At 37.6% G+C, this 18,592-nt stretch carries 16 protein-coding genes; 12 read left to right on the top strand and 4 right to left on the bottom strand.

Annotation, left to right across the window (positions count from 1 at the left end; translation table 11 throughout):
• Positions 1-19: 19 nt before the first annotated feature.
• The 12 genes from B9T10_RS05820 to B9T10_RS05765 are packed head-to-tail and all read left to right on the top strand — an operon-like array spanning position 20 to position 13,872.
• Positions 20-1,027, top strand: a complete 1,008-nt coding sequence (locus B9T10_RS05820) for a hemolytic protein HlpA (protein WP_094536758.1) — start codon at positions 20-22, stop codon at positions 1,025-1,027.
• Positions 1,011-1,985 (top strand): EpsG family protein, encoded by a 975-nt coding sequence (locus tag B9T10_RS10375; RefSeq protein WP_094536756.1) that lies wholly within the window; start codon positions 1,011-1,013, stop codon positions 1,983-1,985. Before B9T10_RS05820 ends, B9T10_RS10375 begins: the two co-directional genes overlap by 17 nt.
• Positions 1,982-3,187 (top strand): glycosyltransferase, encoded by a 1,206-nt coding sequence (locus tag B9T10_RS05810; protein ID WP_094536755.1) that lies wholly within the window; start codon positions 1,982-1,984, stop codon positions 3,185-3,187. Before B9T10_RS10375 ends, B9T10_RS05810 begins: the two co-directional genes overlap by 4 nt.
• Positions 3,184-4,452: an O-antigen translocase gene (locus B9T10_RS05805; protein WP_094536753.1), complete on the top strand. Its 1,269-nt coding sequence runs from the start codon at positions 3,184-3,186 to the stop codon at positions 4,450-4,452. Before B9T10_RS05810 ends, B9T10_RS05805 begins: the two co-directional genes overlap by 4 nt.
• Positions 4,453-4,474: 22 nt before the next feature.
• On the top strand, positions 4,475-5,512 hold the full coding sequence (locus B9T10_RS05800; protein WP_094536751.1) for a polysaccharide biosynthesis protein: 1,038 nt from the start codon (positions 4,475-4,477) through the stop codon (positions 5,510-5,512).
• Between the two features lie 4 nt (positions 5,513-5,516).
• Complete coding sequence (gene wbjC, locus B9T10_RS05795) at positions 5,517-6,644, top strand: UDP-2-acetamido-2,6-beta-L-arabino-hexul-4-ose reductase (RefSeq protein ID WP_094536749.1); 1,128 nt, start codon at positions 5,517-5,519, stop codon at positions 6,642-6,644.
• A gap of 9 nt (positions 6,645-6,653) precedes the next feature.
• Entirely contained in the window at positions 6,654-7,787 is a 1,134-nt protein-coding gene (gene wecB, locus B9T10_RS05790; RefSeq protein WP_094538072.1) for a non-hydrolyzing UDP-N-acetylglucosamine 2-epimerase, read from the top strand.
• Positions 7,788-9,014, top strand: a complete 1,227-nt coding sequence (locus B9T10_RS05785) for a glycosyltransferase family 4 protein (RefSeq protein WP_094536745.1) — start codon at positions 7,788-7,790, stop codon at positions 9,012-9,014.
• The gene (locus tag B9T10_RS05780; RefSeq protein ID WP_094536743.1) at positions 8,992-9,966 is read left to right on the top strand and encodes a UDP-glucose 4-epimerase family protein; all 975 of its coding nucleotides are present in this window, start codon (positions 8,992-8,994) and stop codon (positions 9,964-9,966) included. The genes B9T10_RS05785 and B9T10_RS05780 overlap by 23 nt, the downstream gene beginning before the upstream one ends.
• A gap of 1 nt (position 9,967) precedes the next feature.
• A complete protein-coding gene (locus tag B9T10_RS05775) occupies positions 9,968-10,516 on the top strand; it encodes a sugar transferase (RefSeq protein WP_094536741.1) in 549 nt (182 codons plus the stop codon).
• A gap of 21 nt (positions 10,517-10,537) precedes the next feature.
• Positions 10,538-12,508 (top strand): polysaccharide biosynthesis protein, encoded by a 1,971-nt coding sequence (locus tag B9T10_RS05770; protein WP_094538071.1) that lies wholly within the window; start codon positions 10,538-10,540, stop codon positions 12,506-12,508.
• The gene (locus B9T10_RS05765) at positions 12,505-13,872 is read left to right on the top strand and encodes a phosphohexomutase domain-containing protein (protein ID WP_094538070.1); all 1,368 of its coding nucleotides are present in this window, start codon (positions 12,505-12,507) and stop codon (positions 13,870-13,872) included. The genes B9T10_RS05770 and B9T10_RS05765 overlap by 4 nt, the downstream gene beginning before the upstream one ends.
• Positions 13,873-13,909: 37 nt before the next feature.
• Here the strand turns inward: B9T10_RS05765 and galE are convergent, their stop codons facing one another.
• From galE to galU, 4 genes are read right to left on the bottom strand one after another with little or no spacing between them, the layout of a single operon-like run.
• A complete protein-coding gene (galE, locus tag B9T10_RS05760) occupies positions 13,910-14,926 on the bottom strand; it encodes a UDP-glucose 4-epimerase GalE (RefSeq protein ID WP_094538069.1) in 1,017 nt (338 codons plus the stop codon).
• Complete coding sequence (pgi, locus tag B9T10_RS05755) at positions 14,919-16,544, bottom strand: glucose-6-phosphate isomerase (RefSeq protein WP_094538068.1); 1,626 nt, start codon at positions 16,542-16,544, stop codon at positions 14,919-14,921. The genes galE and pgi overlap by 8 nt, the downstream gene beginning before the upstream one ends.
• The gene (locus B9T10_RS05750) at positions 16,541-17,710 is read right to left on the bottom strand and encodes a UDP binding domain-containing protein (protein ID WP_094538067.1); all 1,170 of its coding nucleotides are present in this window, start codon (positions 17,708-17,710) and stop codon (positions 16,541-16,543) included. Before B9T10_RS05750 ends, pgi begins: the two co-directional genes overlap by 4 nt.
• Positions 17,710-18,582, bottom strand: coding sequence for a UTP--glucose-1-phosphate uridylyltransferase GalU (gene galU, locus B9T10_RS05745; RefSeq protein ID WP_094538066.1), 873 nt, complete (start codon positions 18,580-18,582; stop codon positions 17,710-17,712). Before galU ends, B9T10_RS05750 begins: the two co-directional genes overlap by 1 nt.
• Positions 18,583-18,592 lie beyond the last annotated feature (10 nt).

Below are 18,592 nucleotides of genomic sequence, written 5' to 3'. Positions count from 1 at the left end.
ATGGAATTCAGGAAAAATTATGGATAAAAAATTCTCTGTCCCAGTTGTACTATTTCTATTTAAAAGATTAGACTCAGTCTTACAAATAATAGATGTATTAAGAAAAATTCAACCTAAAAAACTATATCTAATTTCAGATTATGGTCGTAACAATGATGAGTGTACTCAAATAGATATTAATAGAACAATTATAGAAAACTATATTGATTGGGAATGTATTATTATAAAAAAGTATCATTCTACAAATGTGGGGGTATATTCCAATATCGCATTAGGTGCTAAATGGGTTTTTCAACAAGAAAACATCGCTATTTTTTTAGAGGATGATAATCTACCTGATATTACATTTTTTAGATTTTGTGACGAATTACTAAAGAAATATTATACAAATGAAAAAATACTGTGGATATGTGGGAGCAATTATTTAATTACAAGTGATACCTGTGATAACTCATCATATTTCTTTAGTCAAAACATGCTGCCATGTGGATGGGCATCTTGGGGACATAAGTTTAACAAATTCTATGATGGTGAACTATCGTTATTTAACAAGAAAAAATACGGCTATATGAAAAAAACATATACTTATATACCGCTATATTATCAAGATATGTACAATCTAAAATATGAACTAGATCATAAAGCAAAATATAATAGATTTTTTTCGTGGGATTATCAAATGTCTTTTTCTATTAGACATCATAATTTACTTACTATTATTCCAAAATATAACCTAATCAAAAATATAGGTGTTGATGATAATTCAATACATGGTGGCTCTACTATACACAATACTATGACTGCACGATTTTGTGAAAATCATACTCATAACCTAAGCTTTCCATTAATCCATCCAGAAAACATTCTCATTGATAAAACTCTTGATAGAAAAATTGCAAAAATAATTTTCGACCCTTATTTCTTTTCTATTAAAGCTATTATTTGCAGAATAGTAAAAAAAATTTTCAATATTAACCTCACCGAGAGCCTAACAGCTTGGTTAAAAAATCATGAAAAGAACTCTTAATCCTATATATCTCACTGTATGTTATACAATATTATTATTATTGTATTTATCATATGCTGGTAACACATGGAATGGGGATAGAGATGCCTATGAGAGCTATTATATAAGAAGCGATATTAGTGCTTGGGGATTTGAGATACTATATGGATATAGTAATATATATTTTCATCAATTAGGATTATCGTATCAAACTTTTCAATCGATTATTGCCTTTCTGACTATCAGCTTAGTGTATAAATATATCAAAAACAGTTCCAACAAGATTATTCTGTGTCTACTAATATATAGTATACTTATTTTTCCACTAGATTATGTTTTAATGAGAACATCTTTAGCATATGCAATCATATTAAATGCGCTACTAATATTAGAAAAAAATCAATATATACGATATACCCTATATGTATTAATAGCATCATTAATCCACATTTCCTCAATAATTTTTATCCTACTAATTTTTTACAAACAAATCAAGTTTATACATATACTATATTTTATTATTATAGAAATATTATTTCTATATATTTCTACATATTTACCAATCGAACCCAATAATATAACTAATCACTTACAAATCTATGCTACATCGCAAAAAACTGGAGTTTTTTACAGCACAATACAAATACTTTCAACATTTTTTTTGTATAAAAGTCATGATTCGCAGAAAAAATACTCTTTTATATTAAAAATAAACATTATTTTCCTTATATTGATACCAATATATTTTTATACAAATATAATTATAAGGCCTTTCAGGCTTCTTATTTTTATAAATATAATATTTTTCACCTCAGATATTATTTTAAATAAAAAAATTAAAGTAATAAATTCTCTTTATATTTTTATTTTTGGTTTATTTTTATTCCATCATTTTATTTATTTAACCATGGAACTTTCTTTTTATCCATTATTTAGTCATAACTTATTTTTTTCTCTATTTAAAGGACTCCTACAATGAACATTATTTTTCTAGGGGGAATATTTACCCATTCTATAGAACCACTAGTTACTGTATTATCTAATGGTCCATTACAAATAGCCGCAGACACTTTACAAAAAAATTATATACGAGGTTTGGTTAAACAAAATTGTATCAGTCATATTGATATAATTAATTTGCCATTTATTGGCAGTTACCCAAATTTCTTTAAAAAACTAAATTTTACTCCACCCAAAAAAATTGAAAAATTTGAAAAATTTGAAAAAGTGCAAATACATAATCACTCATTCAATAACTTTAAAGGATTCAAAAACTTCTCTCGTCTCATCACACTGCTCTTATCACTAAAAAATATAAAGGCTAAACAAAGTGATGCTATCATATGTTATTCAATGCACCTTCCATTTCTATTAAGTTGTTATCTTTATAAACTATGCAATAAAAAAGTTAAATTTTATGTAATTATCCCAGATTTACCTGAATATATGAGTAATAAATCAGGTATAACAAAATTGTTCTCTAATACTATTAATAAACTTTCTTATTTTATAACTAACCGTTCAAATGGCGTAGTATTTATAACAGAACAAATGAAAAATAAATTTAAAAAAAACTTACCATATACTGTTATAGAGGGCATTAGTGACGAACAAAATAATATTAACTATTTGAAAGATCAACCTATAAATATTAACAAAAATTTCTTTTTATATACTGGTACTCTAGATAAAAGATATGGCATTAAAGATTTAATTACTGCTTATATAGCTGCTGATATTTCTGACATTGCATTAGTGATATGCGGTGAGGGAAATCAAAAAAAATTTGTTACCACAGCAGCTTTACAAAATCCGAATATTATTTACTTAGGACAACTTGACCGCACTAGTATTTTATCACTTCAGAAACAAGCATTATTGCTGATTAACCCAAGACCTCATAGTGATTTTACTAGCTTCTCATTTCCATCAAAAATCATCGAATACATGGCCTCTGGCACACCAGTCTTGATGTATAAACTTCATGGTATACCAGATAAGTATTCTGGTTATTATTATGAAATAAATTCGTATCATGATTTTATAACAAAATTAAAAATAATTTCTAATCTAAGTCCTATAGAATTACACAATACAGGAGAAAAAGCTTTAAATTTCATTCAAAAACATACAAACTCCGACCAACAAGTTAAAAAATTAGTGCAACTTATTACACAATGAAAAATCTTATTCAAAATTTGGCTGTTATTAAAGTTTTATTACTATCATCTTTTTCTACAGCTATTAAAATCATCTCAGCTTCTATTATTGCAAAGTTAATATCTATTTATGCTGGTCCAGCTGGACTAGGTATATTTGGACAATTTCAAAATATTTCAGGCATTATCCAAACTTTCTCTTGCGCAGGGCTAAATAATGGTATTATTCATTACATAGCAAAAGATGGCTATAATAAAACATTGGTAAGTACAATTTATAAAATTACCATCTTCTCGTCTTGCATGTGTGGATTATTAGTAATTATTTTTTCAAAAAAACTATCAGAAATAACATTTCAATATGATGAATTATATTATATTTTTATATCACTAGGAGCAACTCTGCTATTATTTTCCTTAAACAGTGTGTTAATGTCTATATATATTGGTCTAAATAAATCTAATTTATATATAAAAATAAATATAATACAAAGCATTATAGGCCTATTCATAAGCTCATTATTAATTTATGTACTAAAAATACATGGGGCTTTTATAGCGATAATAATTAACCAATTAATATATTTTATAATAATATATTTAATACACCGACGACTCAATTTATCTTCATTTTTGCATTTAAAATTAGATATAACATATACAAAAAAACTATTACGTTACTCTAGTATGTCAATAGTAACAGTGATTGCTTTACCACTATCAAACTTTATTATCCGTCAATATATCATTACCCATCTGTCATTGAACCATGCTGGGTATTGGCAAGCTATGAATTATATTTCATCTATGTATTTACTCGTTATTACAACTACATTAACCATTTACTATTTACCAAGACTATCTACACTACACGATAAAAAATCCATATTTAATGAAATTGTAAAAACATTTATAATTCTCCTACCAATTTCTATTGCGTTTGCTATTTTTATATTTTTATCAAAGAACATTTTGATAAATATTTTCTTCAGTGAAGAATTCACACCAATATTAGTGCTCTTAAAATATCAACTATTGGGTGATATTATTCGTATTGCTTCTTGTACCTTAAGTTATTTAATGCTAGCTAAGGCTATGACAAAGTCATTTATATTTACTGAAATTTTATCATCACTCATACTTATCTTACTATCAATAGTGTGCCTTAATACCTATGGTTTTATAGGATTGTCTTATGCATATTTTATGAGTAGTATATGCTATTTTTGTATGATGTTACTGACAGCATACGTATATTTTAGCAAAATAAATTCTTATTCATTCTAAATTTTTTTAAGAGTATAATCACATGTTCACAAACAAAACACTTCTCATTACTGGTGGTACAGGATCTTTTGGCAACGCTGTACTCAAACGTTTTTTAGATTCTGATATTGCTGAAATTCGAATTTTCTCTCGTGATGAAAAAAAACAAGATGATATGCGTAAAAAATTTGCCAATGATAAATTGAAATTTTATATTGGTGATGTTCGCGACTATCAAAGTATTTTAAATGCCACTCGAGGTGTTGACTACATATATCATGCGGCTGCATTAAAACAAGTACCCTCTTGTGAATTTTACCCATTAGAAGCTGTTAAAACTAATGTTTTAGGTACAGAAAATGTCTTAGAAGCTGCCATCCAAAATGATGTGAAGCGCATTGTATGTTTAAGTACAGATAAGGCAGTCTACCCCATAAATGCTATGGGTATCTCTAAAGCAATGATGGAAAAGGTCATTGTCGCAAAATCTCGTAATGTGGACCCTAATAAAACTGTTATTTCTTGCACACGCTATGGTAATGTCATGGCATCTAGAGGATCCGTCATTCCTTTATTTGTTGATCAAATTCTCAATCAACAACCCATTACTATTACTGATCCCAATATGACACGCTTCATGATGACTCTAGAGGATGCGGTAGATCTTGTGCTGTATGCTTTTGAACATGGTACTAATGGAGATATCTTTGTCCAAAAAGCACCCGCAGCTACTATTGAAACTTTAGCAAAAAGTCTCATTTCTATGCTCAATAAACCTGATACCCACATTAATGTCATTGGGGTTCGTCATGGTGAAAAAGATCATGAGTCATTGTTAAGTCGTGAAGAAATGGTGAAAGCAGAAGACTTAGGTGGATATTATCGGGTATCACCTGATATGAGAGATCTCAACTATGCTAAATATTTTAGTGAAGGAGATCAACAACTGTCCATGATTGAAGATTATAATTCGAACAATACTCATCTGCTCAACATGGAAGAAATGCAACAATTATTATTAAAATTACCTTTTATGCCAGCGCTTATGAGAGGGGATAATGTAGTGATTGAAGGAGTTTAACATCATGAATGTTTTAGTAACAGGTGCTCATGGTTTTGTTGGTAAGAATTTAGTTTTACGCTTAAGTGAAATGAACAATATCCACGTATTAACGTTTACAGAAGATAATCAACCAGATGAGTTGCCAAATTTAATTGCTCAAACTGATTTTATTTTTCATCTTGCAGGCGTTAATCGCCCACAAACGGAAGATGAATTTTATGTGGGCAATCATGATCTAACACAAAAAATTTGCCAACTTGTTGAAAAATCGCAAAGACATATCCCCATCGTATTTAGCTCTTCCATTCAAGCAGCAAAAGAGAATCCTTATGGTATTAGTAAACAACAGGCTGAGGATGAATTATTAAATCTACAAAATAAAACTAATAACCCTATTGCTATCTATCGCCTTCCAAATGTATTTGGAAAATGGTGTCAGCCAAACTATAATTCAGTCGTTGCAACATTCTGTTATAATATTGTTCATGATCAACCCATCCAAATTCATGACCCAAGCCATATACTCAATTTGGTGTATATTGATGATGTCATTGAATCATTTTTATCACAATTAAACACCTTAATGACGTCTAATAATAAGCACAATTCATTTCAAGAGGTAAAGACTCAATATCAAATGAGTTTAGGGGATCTTGCAAAAACAATACAAAATTTTCATACGCAGCGACAAACATTAAATATTGATAATGTTGGTTCAGGGATCATCCGTGCATTGTATGCTACATATATCAGTTATCTACCAACGAACGCATTTACATATCCAGTACAAAAGCATGAAGATGCACGTGGACGCTTTGTAGAAATGCTGAAGACCACTTCATCTGGACAATTTTCATACTTTACTGCACATCCTGGGGTGACTAGAGGTGGACACTATCACCATTCTAAAACAGAAAAATTCTTAGTCATCAAAGGAACCGCATTATTTAAATTTCGTCACCTCATTACCAATGAATATTATGAATTAATCACTACCGGTGATACACCGCAAATTGTCGACACCGCAACCGGATGGACGCATGATATTACCAATATTGGTAATGATGAATTAATTGTCATGTTATGGGCAAATGAAGTTTTTGACTCAAAACATCCGGATACATACACTTGCCCAATCAAAAATAAGTAAGGTTTAAACATGGTTAAGAAATTAAAAGTCGTTACAGTTGTTGGCACACGTCCTGAAATTATTCGCTTATCTCGCGTGATGGCAGCATTAGATAAATATTGTGATCATATCTTAATTCATACAGGACAAAACTATGATTATGAGCTCAATGAAATCTTTTTTACTGATCTTGGTATTCGTAAACCTGATTATTTCCTAAATGCAGCAGGCGCAAGTGGTGCGGACACAATTGGTAAAGTGATCATTGCTGTCGATAAGGTTTTAGAAGAAGTTAAGCCAGAAGCTTTATTAGTTCTGGGTGATACTAACAGTTGCCTATCTGTGATTCCTGCTAAAAAACGTAAAATTCCTACGTTCCATATGGAGGCTGGTAATCGCTGTTTTGATATGCGTGTACCAGAAGAAATTAATCGCCGAATTGTAGATCATACGGCTGATATTAATTTAACTTATAGTTCAATTGCTCGTGATTATCTTTTAGCAGAAGGTTTGCCAGCAGATTTTGTTATCAAAACAGGCAGCCCCATGTTTGAAGTACTCAATCACTACAAAGAACAAATTAATGCTTCTTCTATTTTAGAAAATCAAGGTTTGCAAGCAGGTCAATATTTTGTTGTGAGTGCTCATCGGGAAGAAAATATCGAATCTGACACAAACTTCTTAAAACTAGTAGATGTGCTCAACGAGGTTGCCTCATATTTCAATCGTCCTGTAATAGTCTCTACGCATCCCCGCACCCAAAAAAGAATTGATAGTCTTAAAGTTAACTTTCATAATAATGTCAAACTATTAAAACCTTTAGGATTTACGGATTATAATAAATTGCAGCTTGAGGCAAAGGCCGTTTTATCTGATAGCGGAACAATCAACGAAGAATCATCTATTCTCAATTTCCCAGCATTGAATTTACGTGAAGCACATGAAAGACCTGAAGGTATGGAAGAAGCATCCGTAATGATGGTGGGTTTAAATAAAGAAAGAGTCATGCAAGGTTTAAAAATACTTGCAGACCAAAATAGAGGTGATGATCGCACACTACGCTTAGTGGGCGACTATAGCATGCCTAATGTTTCAGAAAAAATTGTTAGAATCATTCATAGTTATACTGATTATGTTAACCAAAAAGTTTGGAAGAAATACTAGATGACAATATTGCTAGTAAGTGTCGATTATTCAGAAAAAAGCAGTAAAGTTGCTGCAAAAATGTTGAAACAACTGGCACTAGAGTTTGTAAGGCGTGGAGAAAAGGTCATCGTTATTGCGCCAGATGAAGAACTCGTTACCGAACAATATAAAGTAACGAGTGATTCTGGCATTGAAGTTTGGCACTTTAAAAGTGGTCCACTACAAAACATCCCCCATATACAAAGGGGGATTAATGAAAGTTTGCTGTCTTATAAAGCATGGCGTGCATTAAAACACAAAATTCTAAACACAAAAATTGATAGTGTAGTATTTTATACACCTACAATCTTTTTTGGTCCATTAATCAAGAAAATTGCCAAGAAAAAACAAGTCCCTGTGTATATGATCATGAGAGATTTTTTCCCTCAATGGTTAATTGATGTAGGTATCATTTCGAAACACTCTCTATTTGCTCATTATTTTAGATTTGTTGAAAACATCAATTATAAAGCATCAACTAAAATAGGAGTCATGTCTCCTAATAATCTCGCGTTATTTAACCAATTACACCCTAAATTTACAGATAAAGCAGAAGTACTTTACAACTGGACGAACACTACTAAAAATTTACCTAAAGCTTCATTTCCATCCATTCGCGATCAATTCAATCTAAAAGATAAAGTTATTTTCTTTTATGGTGGTAATATAGGACATGCACAAGATATGAAGAATTTAATGAATCTTGCCATTGCCTTAAAAGATGATCATATGGCTCACTTTCTCTTCATTGGTGATGGGGATGAAGTTCAGCTAATCAAAGAAATTGCAGCGACTCATCAATTAAATAATTTTACACATATTTCCTATATTTCTCAGGAAGAATATTTATCCGTACTATCTGAGATAGATATTGGATTGTTTTCTCTTGCAAAAACTCATACTGCACACAATTTCCCAGGTAAAGTATTTGGCTATATGGCTGAAAAAGTACCCGTTCTAGGTAGTGTTAATCCAGGCAATGATTTAATAGATATCATCAACCAATCAACCGCAGGATTTGTAAGTGTCAATGGTGACAATAATCAACTCTTAACGCACGCAAAACAATTATTATCGAGCCAAATTTTAAGAGAAAAATGTGGTACAAATGGATATCATTTATTACAACGCCAATTTTCTACCCAGAAAGCAGCTGAAACCATTTTAAACGAGATATCAAAAAATGACCTCAACACTAAAAAATAGCGTTGTAATTACAGGCGCTAATGGCTTTGTTGGTAATGCTTTATTCAATCATCTTTTGCAGAACCCGCAATACGATGTATTAGCCGTCGCGAGAAACATCAGCCAATTACCCATTAACAATGCTATCCAAATTCCTGATCTCTCTACAGAGACCAATTGGGATCCTATTTTTAATGAAAAAGTTGATACCATCATTCATTGTGCAGCTAAAGTACATGTCATGAATGATACATCTATGGATCCACTCACTGAATTTAGAAAAGTCAATGTAGATGGCACGTTCAAATTAGCACAAGAGGCTATCAAAAATGGTGTGCGTCGTTTTATTTTTATCAGTAGTATTAAAGTCAATGGTGAGGAAACAGCCCTTGGTAAACCTTTTAAATCGACTGATCTTCCTCATCCCTCAGATCCTTATGGGATTTCAAAGCATGAAGCAGAGCAAGCTTTATTACAATTAGCCCAAGATACAGGTTTAGAAGTTGTGATCATTCGTCCTGTATTGGTCTATGGTCCTAACGTTAAAGGAAATTTTAATAGCTTATTAAAACTTTCTTCTTCTAAAATACCATTACCATTTGGCTCAATTAAAAATGCTCGTAGCATGGTCTATATTGATAACCTAGTACATTTCATTACTCATTGTATTCAATGCGATGCTGCAAAAAATGAAATCCTATTAATTGCAGATGATCATGCTTTATCATTGCCCCAATTAATCAAAACCATGCGTCAAGCACAAGGTAAATCACCCCTCATATTGCCATTCCCTACTTTTATTTTTAAATTGCTAAGCATGATATTCAATAAAAAAACTGTAATTAATCGCTTATTGGGGAATTTGCAAGTAGATACTGTATCTGAGCAACAGAAGCTCGATTGGAAGCCTCTTTATACTATTGAACAAGGAATTAAGTATACTGTTCAAAATTATGTACAAAGGAAATCTTAACATGTTACGCATATTAGACATTATTTTTGCATTATTCGGATTAATCATCGGTTTTCCTTTATTGCTTATCATCTTTATATTAGGGCTATTTGATTCTGGCTCTCCACTCTTTTTACAAAAACGTGTTGGCAAATATAAAAAACCCTTTACATTAGTTAAATTCCGTACAATGCAGAAAGATACGGCTTCTGTAGCATCACATTTAGCTTCTGCCACATCAATTACTAAAATGGGGCATTTTCTTCGTAAAACTAAATTAGATGAGCTCCCTCAACTATGGAATGTATTATGGGGAAGTATGAGTTTAGTTGGGCCACGACCTAACCTATATAATCAACTAGAACTGATTGAAGCACGTGATCGCTTAAATGTTTATAATGTTCGCCCTGGCATTACTGGCCTTGCTCAAATTAATGAAATTGATATGTCCACACCAGAGTTACTGGCAGAAACTGATGCACAAATGATCAAAACAATGTCTCTTCAAAAATATCTGACATATATAATACAAACAGTATCCGGAAAAGGCTCTGGCGATAGAGTAAAATAGTACATATAATCAGGTCTAATCATGTTAAAACAATATCTCCTCAGTTTATCTAGAAGCAACAAACGGTTGCTTCAACTTTTGGCTGATGTCCTGCTCATTTGGTTATCCATCATTGTCGCATTCATCGTGCGTGTGGGTTGGGACAGCACCTTTAGCAATTTACATCATTACCAATGGCTATTCATTGTGGCACCACTCATTTCTGTGCCAATCTTCATCCGTTTAGGCATGTATCGTGCTGTCATGCGTTATGTGGGTAAAGAGGCATTGCTTGCCATTGCTAAGGCTGTAACATTGGCAGCTTTAGCTTTTGCACTGATCATCTATTGGTATGATGAATATACGAGCCGCCTTGTGCCTCGTTCATTAATCTTTAACTATTGGTGGATCAACTTATTATCGATTGGTGGCTTACGGCTCTTCATGCGCCACTATCTATTAGGTGATTGGCTAGAAATTTTAAATCTACCTTTTTACAAAAATCCGCGCCGTAAAAATGCCCCGCATGTATTAATCTATGGTGCAGGTTCTGCAGGTAAACAATTGGTGGCAGCACTGCGCATGGGATCACTGATTGAACCCATTGCCTTTATTGATGATAATCAAAACATTCGTGATGCCAATATTGATGGTTTAAAAGTTTACCCCTCCACACACATCGCCAAAGCCATTAAACAGACTGGCGCTACAGAATTACTCCTTGCCATTCCATCCGCGACACGCGCAAGGCGCCAAGAAATTCTATCTTCTCTTGCACAATTTCCGCTTCGTGTACGCACCATCCCGGGATTCATTGATCTTGCCAGTGGTAAAGTTAAAGTCCAAGATCTACAAGAAATCGACATTGCCGATTTACTTGGACGTGATCCCGTAGCCCCCCATAAGGATCTATTTGATTACTGCATTAAAGATCAAATTGTGATGGTGACAGGCGCAGGTGGCTCCATTGGTTCTGAGCTTTGCCGCCAGATCATTCACAGTGGTGCAAAAACGCTGATTTTATTTGAACACAGTGAGTTCAATCTCTATCAAATCACCACAGAATTAAAGCGTGAAATGAAGCGCTCTGCACTCACCATTGAGCTCATCCCAATTTTAGGTACAGTCCAAGACATTCATCGTCTGACAGATGTGATGCAAAGTTATCATGTGGATACTGTTTATCACGCAGCTGCCTATAAACATGTCCCGATTGTGGAAACAAACATCACACAAGGCATTCTCAATAATGTGTTTGGGACACTGTACACGGCACAGGCGGCCATTGCTGCGCATGTCAAAAATTTTGTATTGATTTCAACGGATAAAGCTGTCCGTCCTACGAATGTTATGGGTGCCACAAAACGCCTGGCAGAAATGGTGCTCCAAGCATTAAGTGCCACACCTCATCAACACAAAACGCGCTTTACGATGGTAAGATTTGGTAATGTATTAGGATCATCCGGCTCTGTCATTCCACTCTTTCGCAAACAGATTTTAGAAGGCTCAGCAGTCACCGTGACACATCCTGAAATCACCCGCTACTTTATGACGATACCTGAAGCGGCAGAATTAGTGATTCAAGCAGGATCACTGGGGCAAGGTGGTGACGTTTTTGTACTCGACATGGGACAACCCACAAAAATTGTCGATCTAGCCATTAAAATGATCAAGCTCTCTGGCTTCACACCTAAAAATCCAGAAACTGGACAAGGTGACATTGCCATAGAATACACAGGACTACGCCCCGGTGAAAAACTCTATGAAGAGCTCTTGATCGGTGACAATGTGATTGGTACAGAACACCCCATGATCATGCGTGCAAACGAAGTGATGCGACCTTGGCATGAGATTGAACTGTTACTCGATGCACTCAAAAGCGCCATTGCGATGGATGACTATCCACGCATCCGTGAATTATTGTTAGAATTTGTGGATGGTTACCGTCCACAATGTGACATTGTGGATTATCTCTACAATGCACATGACTCACATAAGGAATCCACACCATGACCCTATCTTGCTTCAAAGCCTACGACATTCGCGGCAAACTTGGCACAGAAATCACCGAAGCATTGGCCTATAAAGTCGGCCGTGCTTATGGTCAAATTTATCAACCTAAAACCATTGTTGTCGGTGCAGATGTTCGCCTAACGAGTGACGGCTTAAAAAAAGCCCTCAGCCGCGGTTTAAATGATGCCGGTGTTGATGTGCTTGATTTAGGCTTAACTGGCACTGAAGAGGTCTATTTTGGTGCGTTTCATTTAGATGTTCAAGGAGGCATTGAAGTGACGGCTAGCCACAATCCGATGGATTACAATGGCATGAAGCTAGTGCGTGAGAATGCGCGCCCTATTGGCTTAGATACTGGGCTTAAAGCCATTCGTGATCTGGTCATCAGCGAGGATTTTACGGCATCAACGCATCAAGGCACCACAAAACCTTATAACATTTTACCTGAATACATTGATCATCTATTATCCTATATCGAACCGAGTAAAATCCGCCCCCTTAAATTGGTGGTGAATGCTGGGAACGGTGCCGCTGGCCATGTAATTGATGCGCTAGAAGCTGAGTTTAAAGCCCTCAATATCCCCCTTGAGCTCATCAAAATCCACAATGATCCTGATGGTACATTCCCAAATGGCATCCCTAACCCCATTTTGATTGAAAATCGCGCTGTGACCAGTGAAGCCGTGCTTGAGCATCAAGCGGATATGGGCATTGCATGGGATGGCGATTTTGACCGCTGTTTCCTATTTGATGAGAAAGGTCAGTTCATTGAAGGCTACTACATCGTAGGTCTACTTGCCCAAGCGTTTTTATTAAAATCAAAAGGCGAGAAAATCGTGCATGATCCGCGCTTGGTGTGGAACTCTATCGATGTCATCGAGGAATATAATGGCATTGCCGTTCAATCAAAATCCGGCCATGCTTATATGAAAGATGTGATGCGTGAACACAATGCCATTTATGGCGGCGAGATGAGCGCACATCACTATTTCAGAGACTTTGCCTACTGTGACAGCGGCATGATTCCGTGGTTATTGGTGACGATGCTCTTGTCAGAAACCCAGCAAAATCTCTCCACACTGGTGGAAAATATGATTGCAAAATTCCCATGCAGCGGGGAGATTAATTTCACGGTTGCCGATACAAAAGCCACCATTGAAAAGATCGTCAATCATTACAAACCCAAAAATCCCGTGATTGATACCACAGATGGTTTTGGGCTCGATTTTGGCGAGTGGCGCTTTAACATTCGTGCATCAAACACTGAGCCATTGCTGCGCCTGAACATTGAAACAAAAGCATCCTTGAATCCGCGGCCGATGCAGGATTATGTGGATGAGCTCACACAACTCATCACTGAGTAAACTAAAGCCGAGCATTGCTCGGCTTTTTCATTTCAAACTATCGATAACCTTTTGGATTTTGCTGCTGCCAATGCCAGCTGTCACGGAGCATGTCTTCTAATGTATGTTCTGCATGCCAATTGAGCTCACGATTGGCACGACTACAATCTGCGTATGAAGTCGCCACATCCCCTGCTCTGCGCGGTGCAAATTTAAAAGGCACAGGCACACCATTGACTGCTTCAAAAGCATTTTTCACCTGCAGTACTGAATTACCGTTACCTGTTCCGATGTTCCATGCACGGCAACCCGTTTCATTCAAACGATTATTGAGTGCACACAAATGCGCTTTAGCCAAATCCACCACATGGATATAATCACGCACGCCGGTACCATCGATGGTGTCATAATCATTGCCAAAAATGGAGAGTTCCGCACGCATGCCAACGGCCACTTGCGTAATGTACGGCATGAGGTTATTCGGAATGCCTTGTGGATCTTCCCCAATGCGGCCACTTTTATGGGCGCCCACCGGATTAAAATAACGCAATAAAGCGATCGACCAGCGCGCATCAGCCATGGAGAGCTTTTGCAATAACTGCTCCACAATCAATTTTGTGTAGCCATAATTGTTCGATGGCATGCCCGTTGGCATCTCTTCATTCAGTGGTGAAACATTCGCTTCATCATACACCGTGGCCGATGAACTGAATACCAAATGAAACACACCTGCTTTTGCCATCGCTTTGGTCAAGGCAATTGAGCCTGCAATGTTATTGTCAAAGTATACCAGCGGAATTTCTTGACTCTCGCCCACTGCCTTTAAACCTGCAAAGTGGATCACTGCATCAATGGCGTGATTGCTAAACAATCCATCTAATGCTGCCTCATCCCGAATGTCCCCTTGAATGAAGGTCACATTTCTTCCCGTTAATTCCGTCACTCGGCGCAATGATTCTTCTGAGCTGTTCGATAAATTATCGAGCACCACAACAGTGTGCCCTGCCTCTAACAATTCCACACAAGTGTGAGAGCCAATGTAACCTGCGCCCCCTGTCACTAAAATATTAGCCATAATTTTTATCCATTAATCGTTGTAATAAGCCTTGCGTTGAGCCATCGAGATCCGCTGAATCCAGCGATTGCCCTGCTAAAATGGGTAAAATTTGATTGGCAATGGCTTTACCCTTTTCAACCCCCCATTGATCAAAGGGATTGATGCACCAAATCACAGACTGTACAAACACTTTATGCTCATACAGCGCGATCAACATGCCCAAAGTGCGCGGGCTCAACTCATCCATCAACAGTGTTGAGCTCGGTTGATTGCCGGCATAATGCTGATATTTTGGCAAATTCGCCAATTCAGCCTGAGATAAGGATTGACTGCCAAATGCCAGCAAACGAGATTGCGCCAAGCAATTGGCCAAGGCTAAATGGTGCTGCTCAATGAGGGCAGATTCATTCTCCGCATAGGTAAATTGCTTGGCGGTATAACGCTCAATCGGTGCAATAAAATCGCAACTGACCGCATGGGTGCCTTGATGCAATAATTGATAAAAAGCGTGCTGTGCATTGGGCCCCACTTCGCCCCAGACAATCGGGCAGGTGCTCCACTCAACATCCTCGCCATTTCGCTGCACCGATTTACCATTCGACTCCATCTCTAATTGCTGCAAATACGCGGCAAAATACTTTAAGCGCCCATCATAGGGTAAAACAGCATGGGTTTGAATGTTGAGATGATTGGCATTCCAAATGCCGATCATCGCCAGTAACATGGGGAGGTTTTCTTTAAAAGGTGCCGTTCTAAAGTGTTCATCCATCGCGTGTGCACCTGCTAAAAGTGCTTGAAAGCCCGCCACACCAATGGTTAATGCAATCGGTAAACCAATACAAGACCACAATGAATAACGACCGCCCACCCAATCCCAGAGCAACAGTTGATGATCCGGATGAATGCCCCACGCCGTCATTTTATCAACATTGGTGGACACACCCACAAAGTGATTTTTTAGCACCTGCTCACTGTGCCCTAAGGCTTTTTCTAACCACACACGCACCGTTTGCGCATTTGATAAAGTATCAATGGTGCCAAAGGATTTGGAGGAGATGATAAAAAGCGTCGTCTCTGGGCGCAATTGATGGAGCAATGCAGAGAGCTGGCTGCCATCCATTGTGGAGACAAAGTGCATATTCAGTGGCTTTGCAGTTGGCACTTTAAAATCTGACAATGCATGGGTCACCATCAAGGGACCTAAATCTGAGCCGCCTACGCCAATGTTCACCACATCCGTGATCACCTCACCGGTGGCACCTCGGCATTGCCCTGCATGAATCTTATTGACGAGTGCAGACATGCGATCAAGCTGAGCATGCACTGCCTCATTAATGTGCGGTAATTTTGCATCATCGCGCGGTACTCTCAAAGCCCAATGCATCGCGGCACGCTGCTCTGTCTCATTGATGGGTTGATCAGAAAAAAGCTGAGCCATCCAATGTTGTAAATCATGTTGCACCGTCAATGCTTCTAATGCATCGAGCACTTCCGCAGTCAGGCGCTGCTTACTGAAATCTAACAGCAAACCATCAAATGTACGGGAAAAAGCATCAAAGCGCGTTGGATCATTGGCAAACAGTGTGGATAAATCCACTGTCTTTAATTGTTCTGCCAATTCTTTTAATGTTTTCATCGGCGCCCCACTCCTTCATAGATGAAACCTTGTGCCGTCACATATGTGGGATCATAGATATTACGCCCATCTAACAATAAGGGCTGACGCATCACGGTTTTTAACCGCTGATAATCCGGGCTGAAATATGCTGGCCATGGCGTCAATACACACAGAGCATCGGCATCGATTGCCGCATCATACGCATCCTCACACAGGATTAAATCCCTTCGCTCACCATATTGCGCAGCAATTTTAGGTAATGCTTTCGGATCATGCAGCTTAACGATCGCGCCTTGTGCCCAGAGGGCGCTCAGCATCTTATGAATGGGCGAATGCTGAATGCTTGAGGTGTTCTCTTTAAATGCCGCCCCCCAAATGGTGATCACTTTGCCCTGTAAATCCGTGGCAAAATGGTGCCAAAGCTTACGAAACAGGATCTCTTTTTGATCCTCATTGATGTCCCACACTTGCTGAAGTAAACGGCTTTTTCCACCATTTTGTGCCACTTCTGAAGCCAGCATGGTGATGTCATGGGAGAAATTCGCCCCACCAAAGCCAACACCGGCGGATAGATAACTACCACCAATGCGCGTATCTGCGGCCATGCCTTGCTGAACGTTTAAAATGTCCACGCCCAACTTCTCAGCAATGTTCGCCAAATCATTCATATAGCTGATGCGCGTTGCAAGCATGCCAGAAATGGAGAGCTTGGTAAGCTCTGCATCAATTATTGGCATCCATAAAATTTGCTGCGGGCGCGGGAAAAACGGACGCAACAGCTCTTGCATCAGCGGGCGTGCATGCTCATCATCACAGCCCACAATCATCTGTTTGGCATCCACAAAGCTGTCCACGGCATTGCCCTCTTGAATGGTATCGGGCAGATAACACCATGGCGCTTGATCATACATTTGTGCCAATTGCGCAGTGCCATGCAAACCAAAAGTGGCACCATTGATCATGAGCTTTGGTGCAGTATGATTTTGAAATTTCTGTAAAAACTCACACGCCTGCTCAAATTGATGAGATGGCACACATAAACACAACACATCCATTTGCGTAGGCAGCTGATCAATCTCAATGCCTTTTAAGGTCGGCTCATGATGCACACAATTGCCCACAGCGCTGAAGAGTTCAGCCAAGACATTCGCCTGCAACGTTTGCCCAATCATCGTAATGTGCATTATTTTAACTCGTCAATCATTGCTTTAAAATCTTTCCCAAGGGTCGGATGATCCACCCCATAATGCAATACCGCTTTGAGATAACCCAATTTACTGCCGCAATCAAAGGTTTGCCCTTGCATGCGGTACGCCTCAATTGGCGCTTCTTTTTGTAGCATTGCAATCGCATCCGTGAGCTGGATTTCATTGCCCGCGCCTTTTGGCGTTTGTTCTAACAGCGCCATAATGCGTGCTGGCAATACATAGCGACCCACTACGGATAAGTTCGAGGGTGCAGCCTCAATGGCGGGTTTTTCCACAATCCCACGCATCACGATGCTTTGTCCCTCTTCGGGTGTCTGCTCAACATCCACAATGCCATATTGATCCACCAAATGTTTTGGCACTGCTTCCACCATGATTTGCGCATGATTTGTGGCATCAAAGCGCTCGATCATCAAAGTTAAATCATGCATTGACTCACTGTTTTTAATGAGTACATCTGGCAATAACACCACAAAATCATCATCGCCAATCACACTTTTGGCACACAAAACGGCGTGCCCAAGGCCAAGGGGCTGAGGCTGGCGCACTGCAACAATGCTGACATGACTCGGTACGATGTTGGTAATTTCCGAGAGGAGATCAAATTTCTTTTTCTGAGTCAATGTGGTTTCAAGCTCAAAATTACGATCAAAATAGTTTTCAATCGAAGCTTTTGAGGAATGCGTCACCAAAATGATTTCTGTGATGCCCGCTTTGACAGCTTCTTTGACCACATATTCAATCACAGGGCGATCCACAACCGTTACCATCTCTTTAGGGATGGCTTTGCTTGCGGGTAAAAATCGGGTGCCTAAACCGGCAACAGGGAGGATGGCTTTTTTGATCATGTTATATCTC

This window comes from Wohlfahrtiimonas chitiniclastica (genome assembly GCF_002252325.1).
GTDB lineage: Bacteria > Pseudomonadota > Gammaproteobacteria > Cardiobacteriales > Wohlfahrtiimonadaceae > Wohlfahrtiimonas > Wohlfahrtiimonas chitiniclastica.
This window is presented reverse-complemented; position numbering and strand designations above follow the sequence as displayed.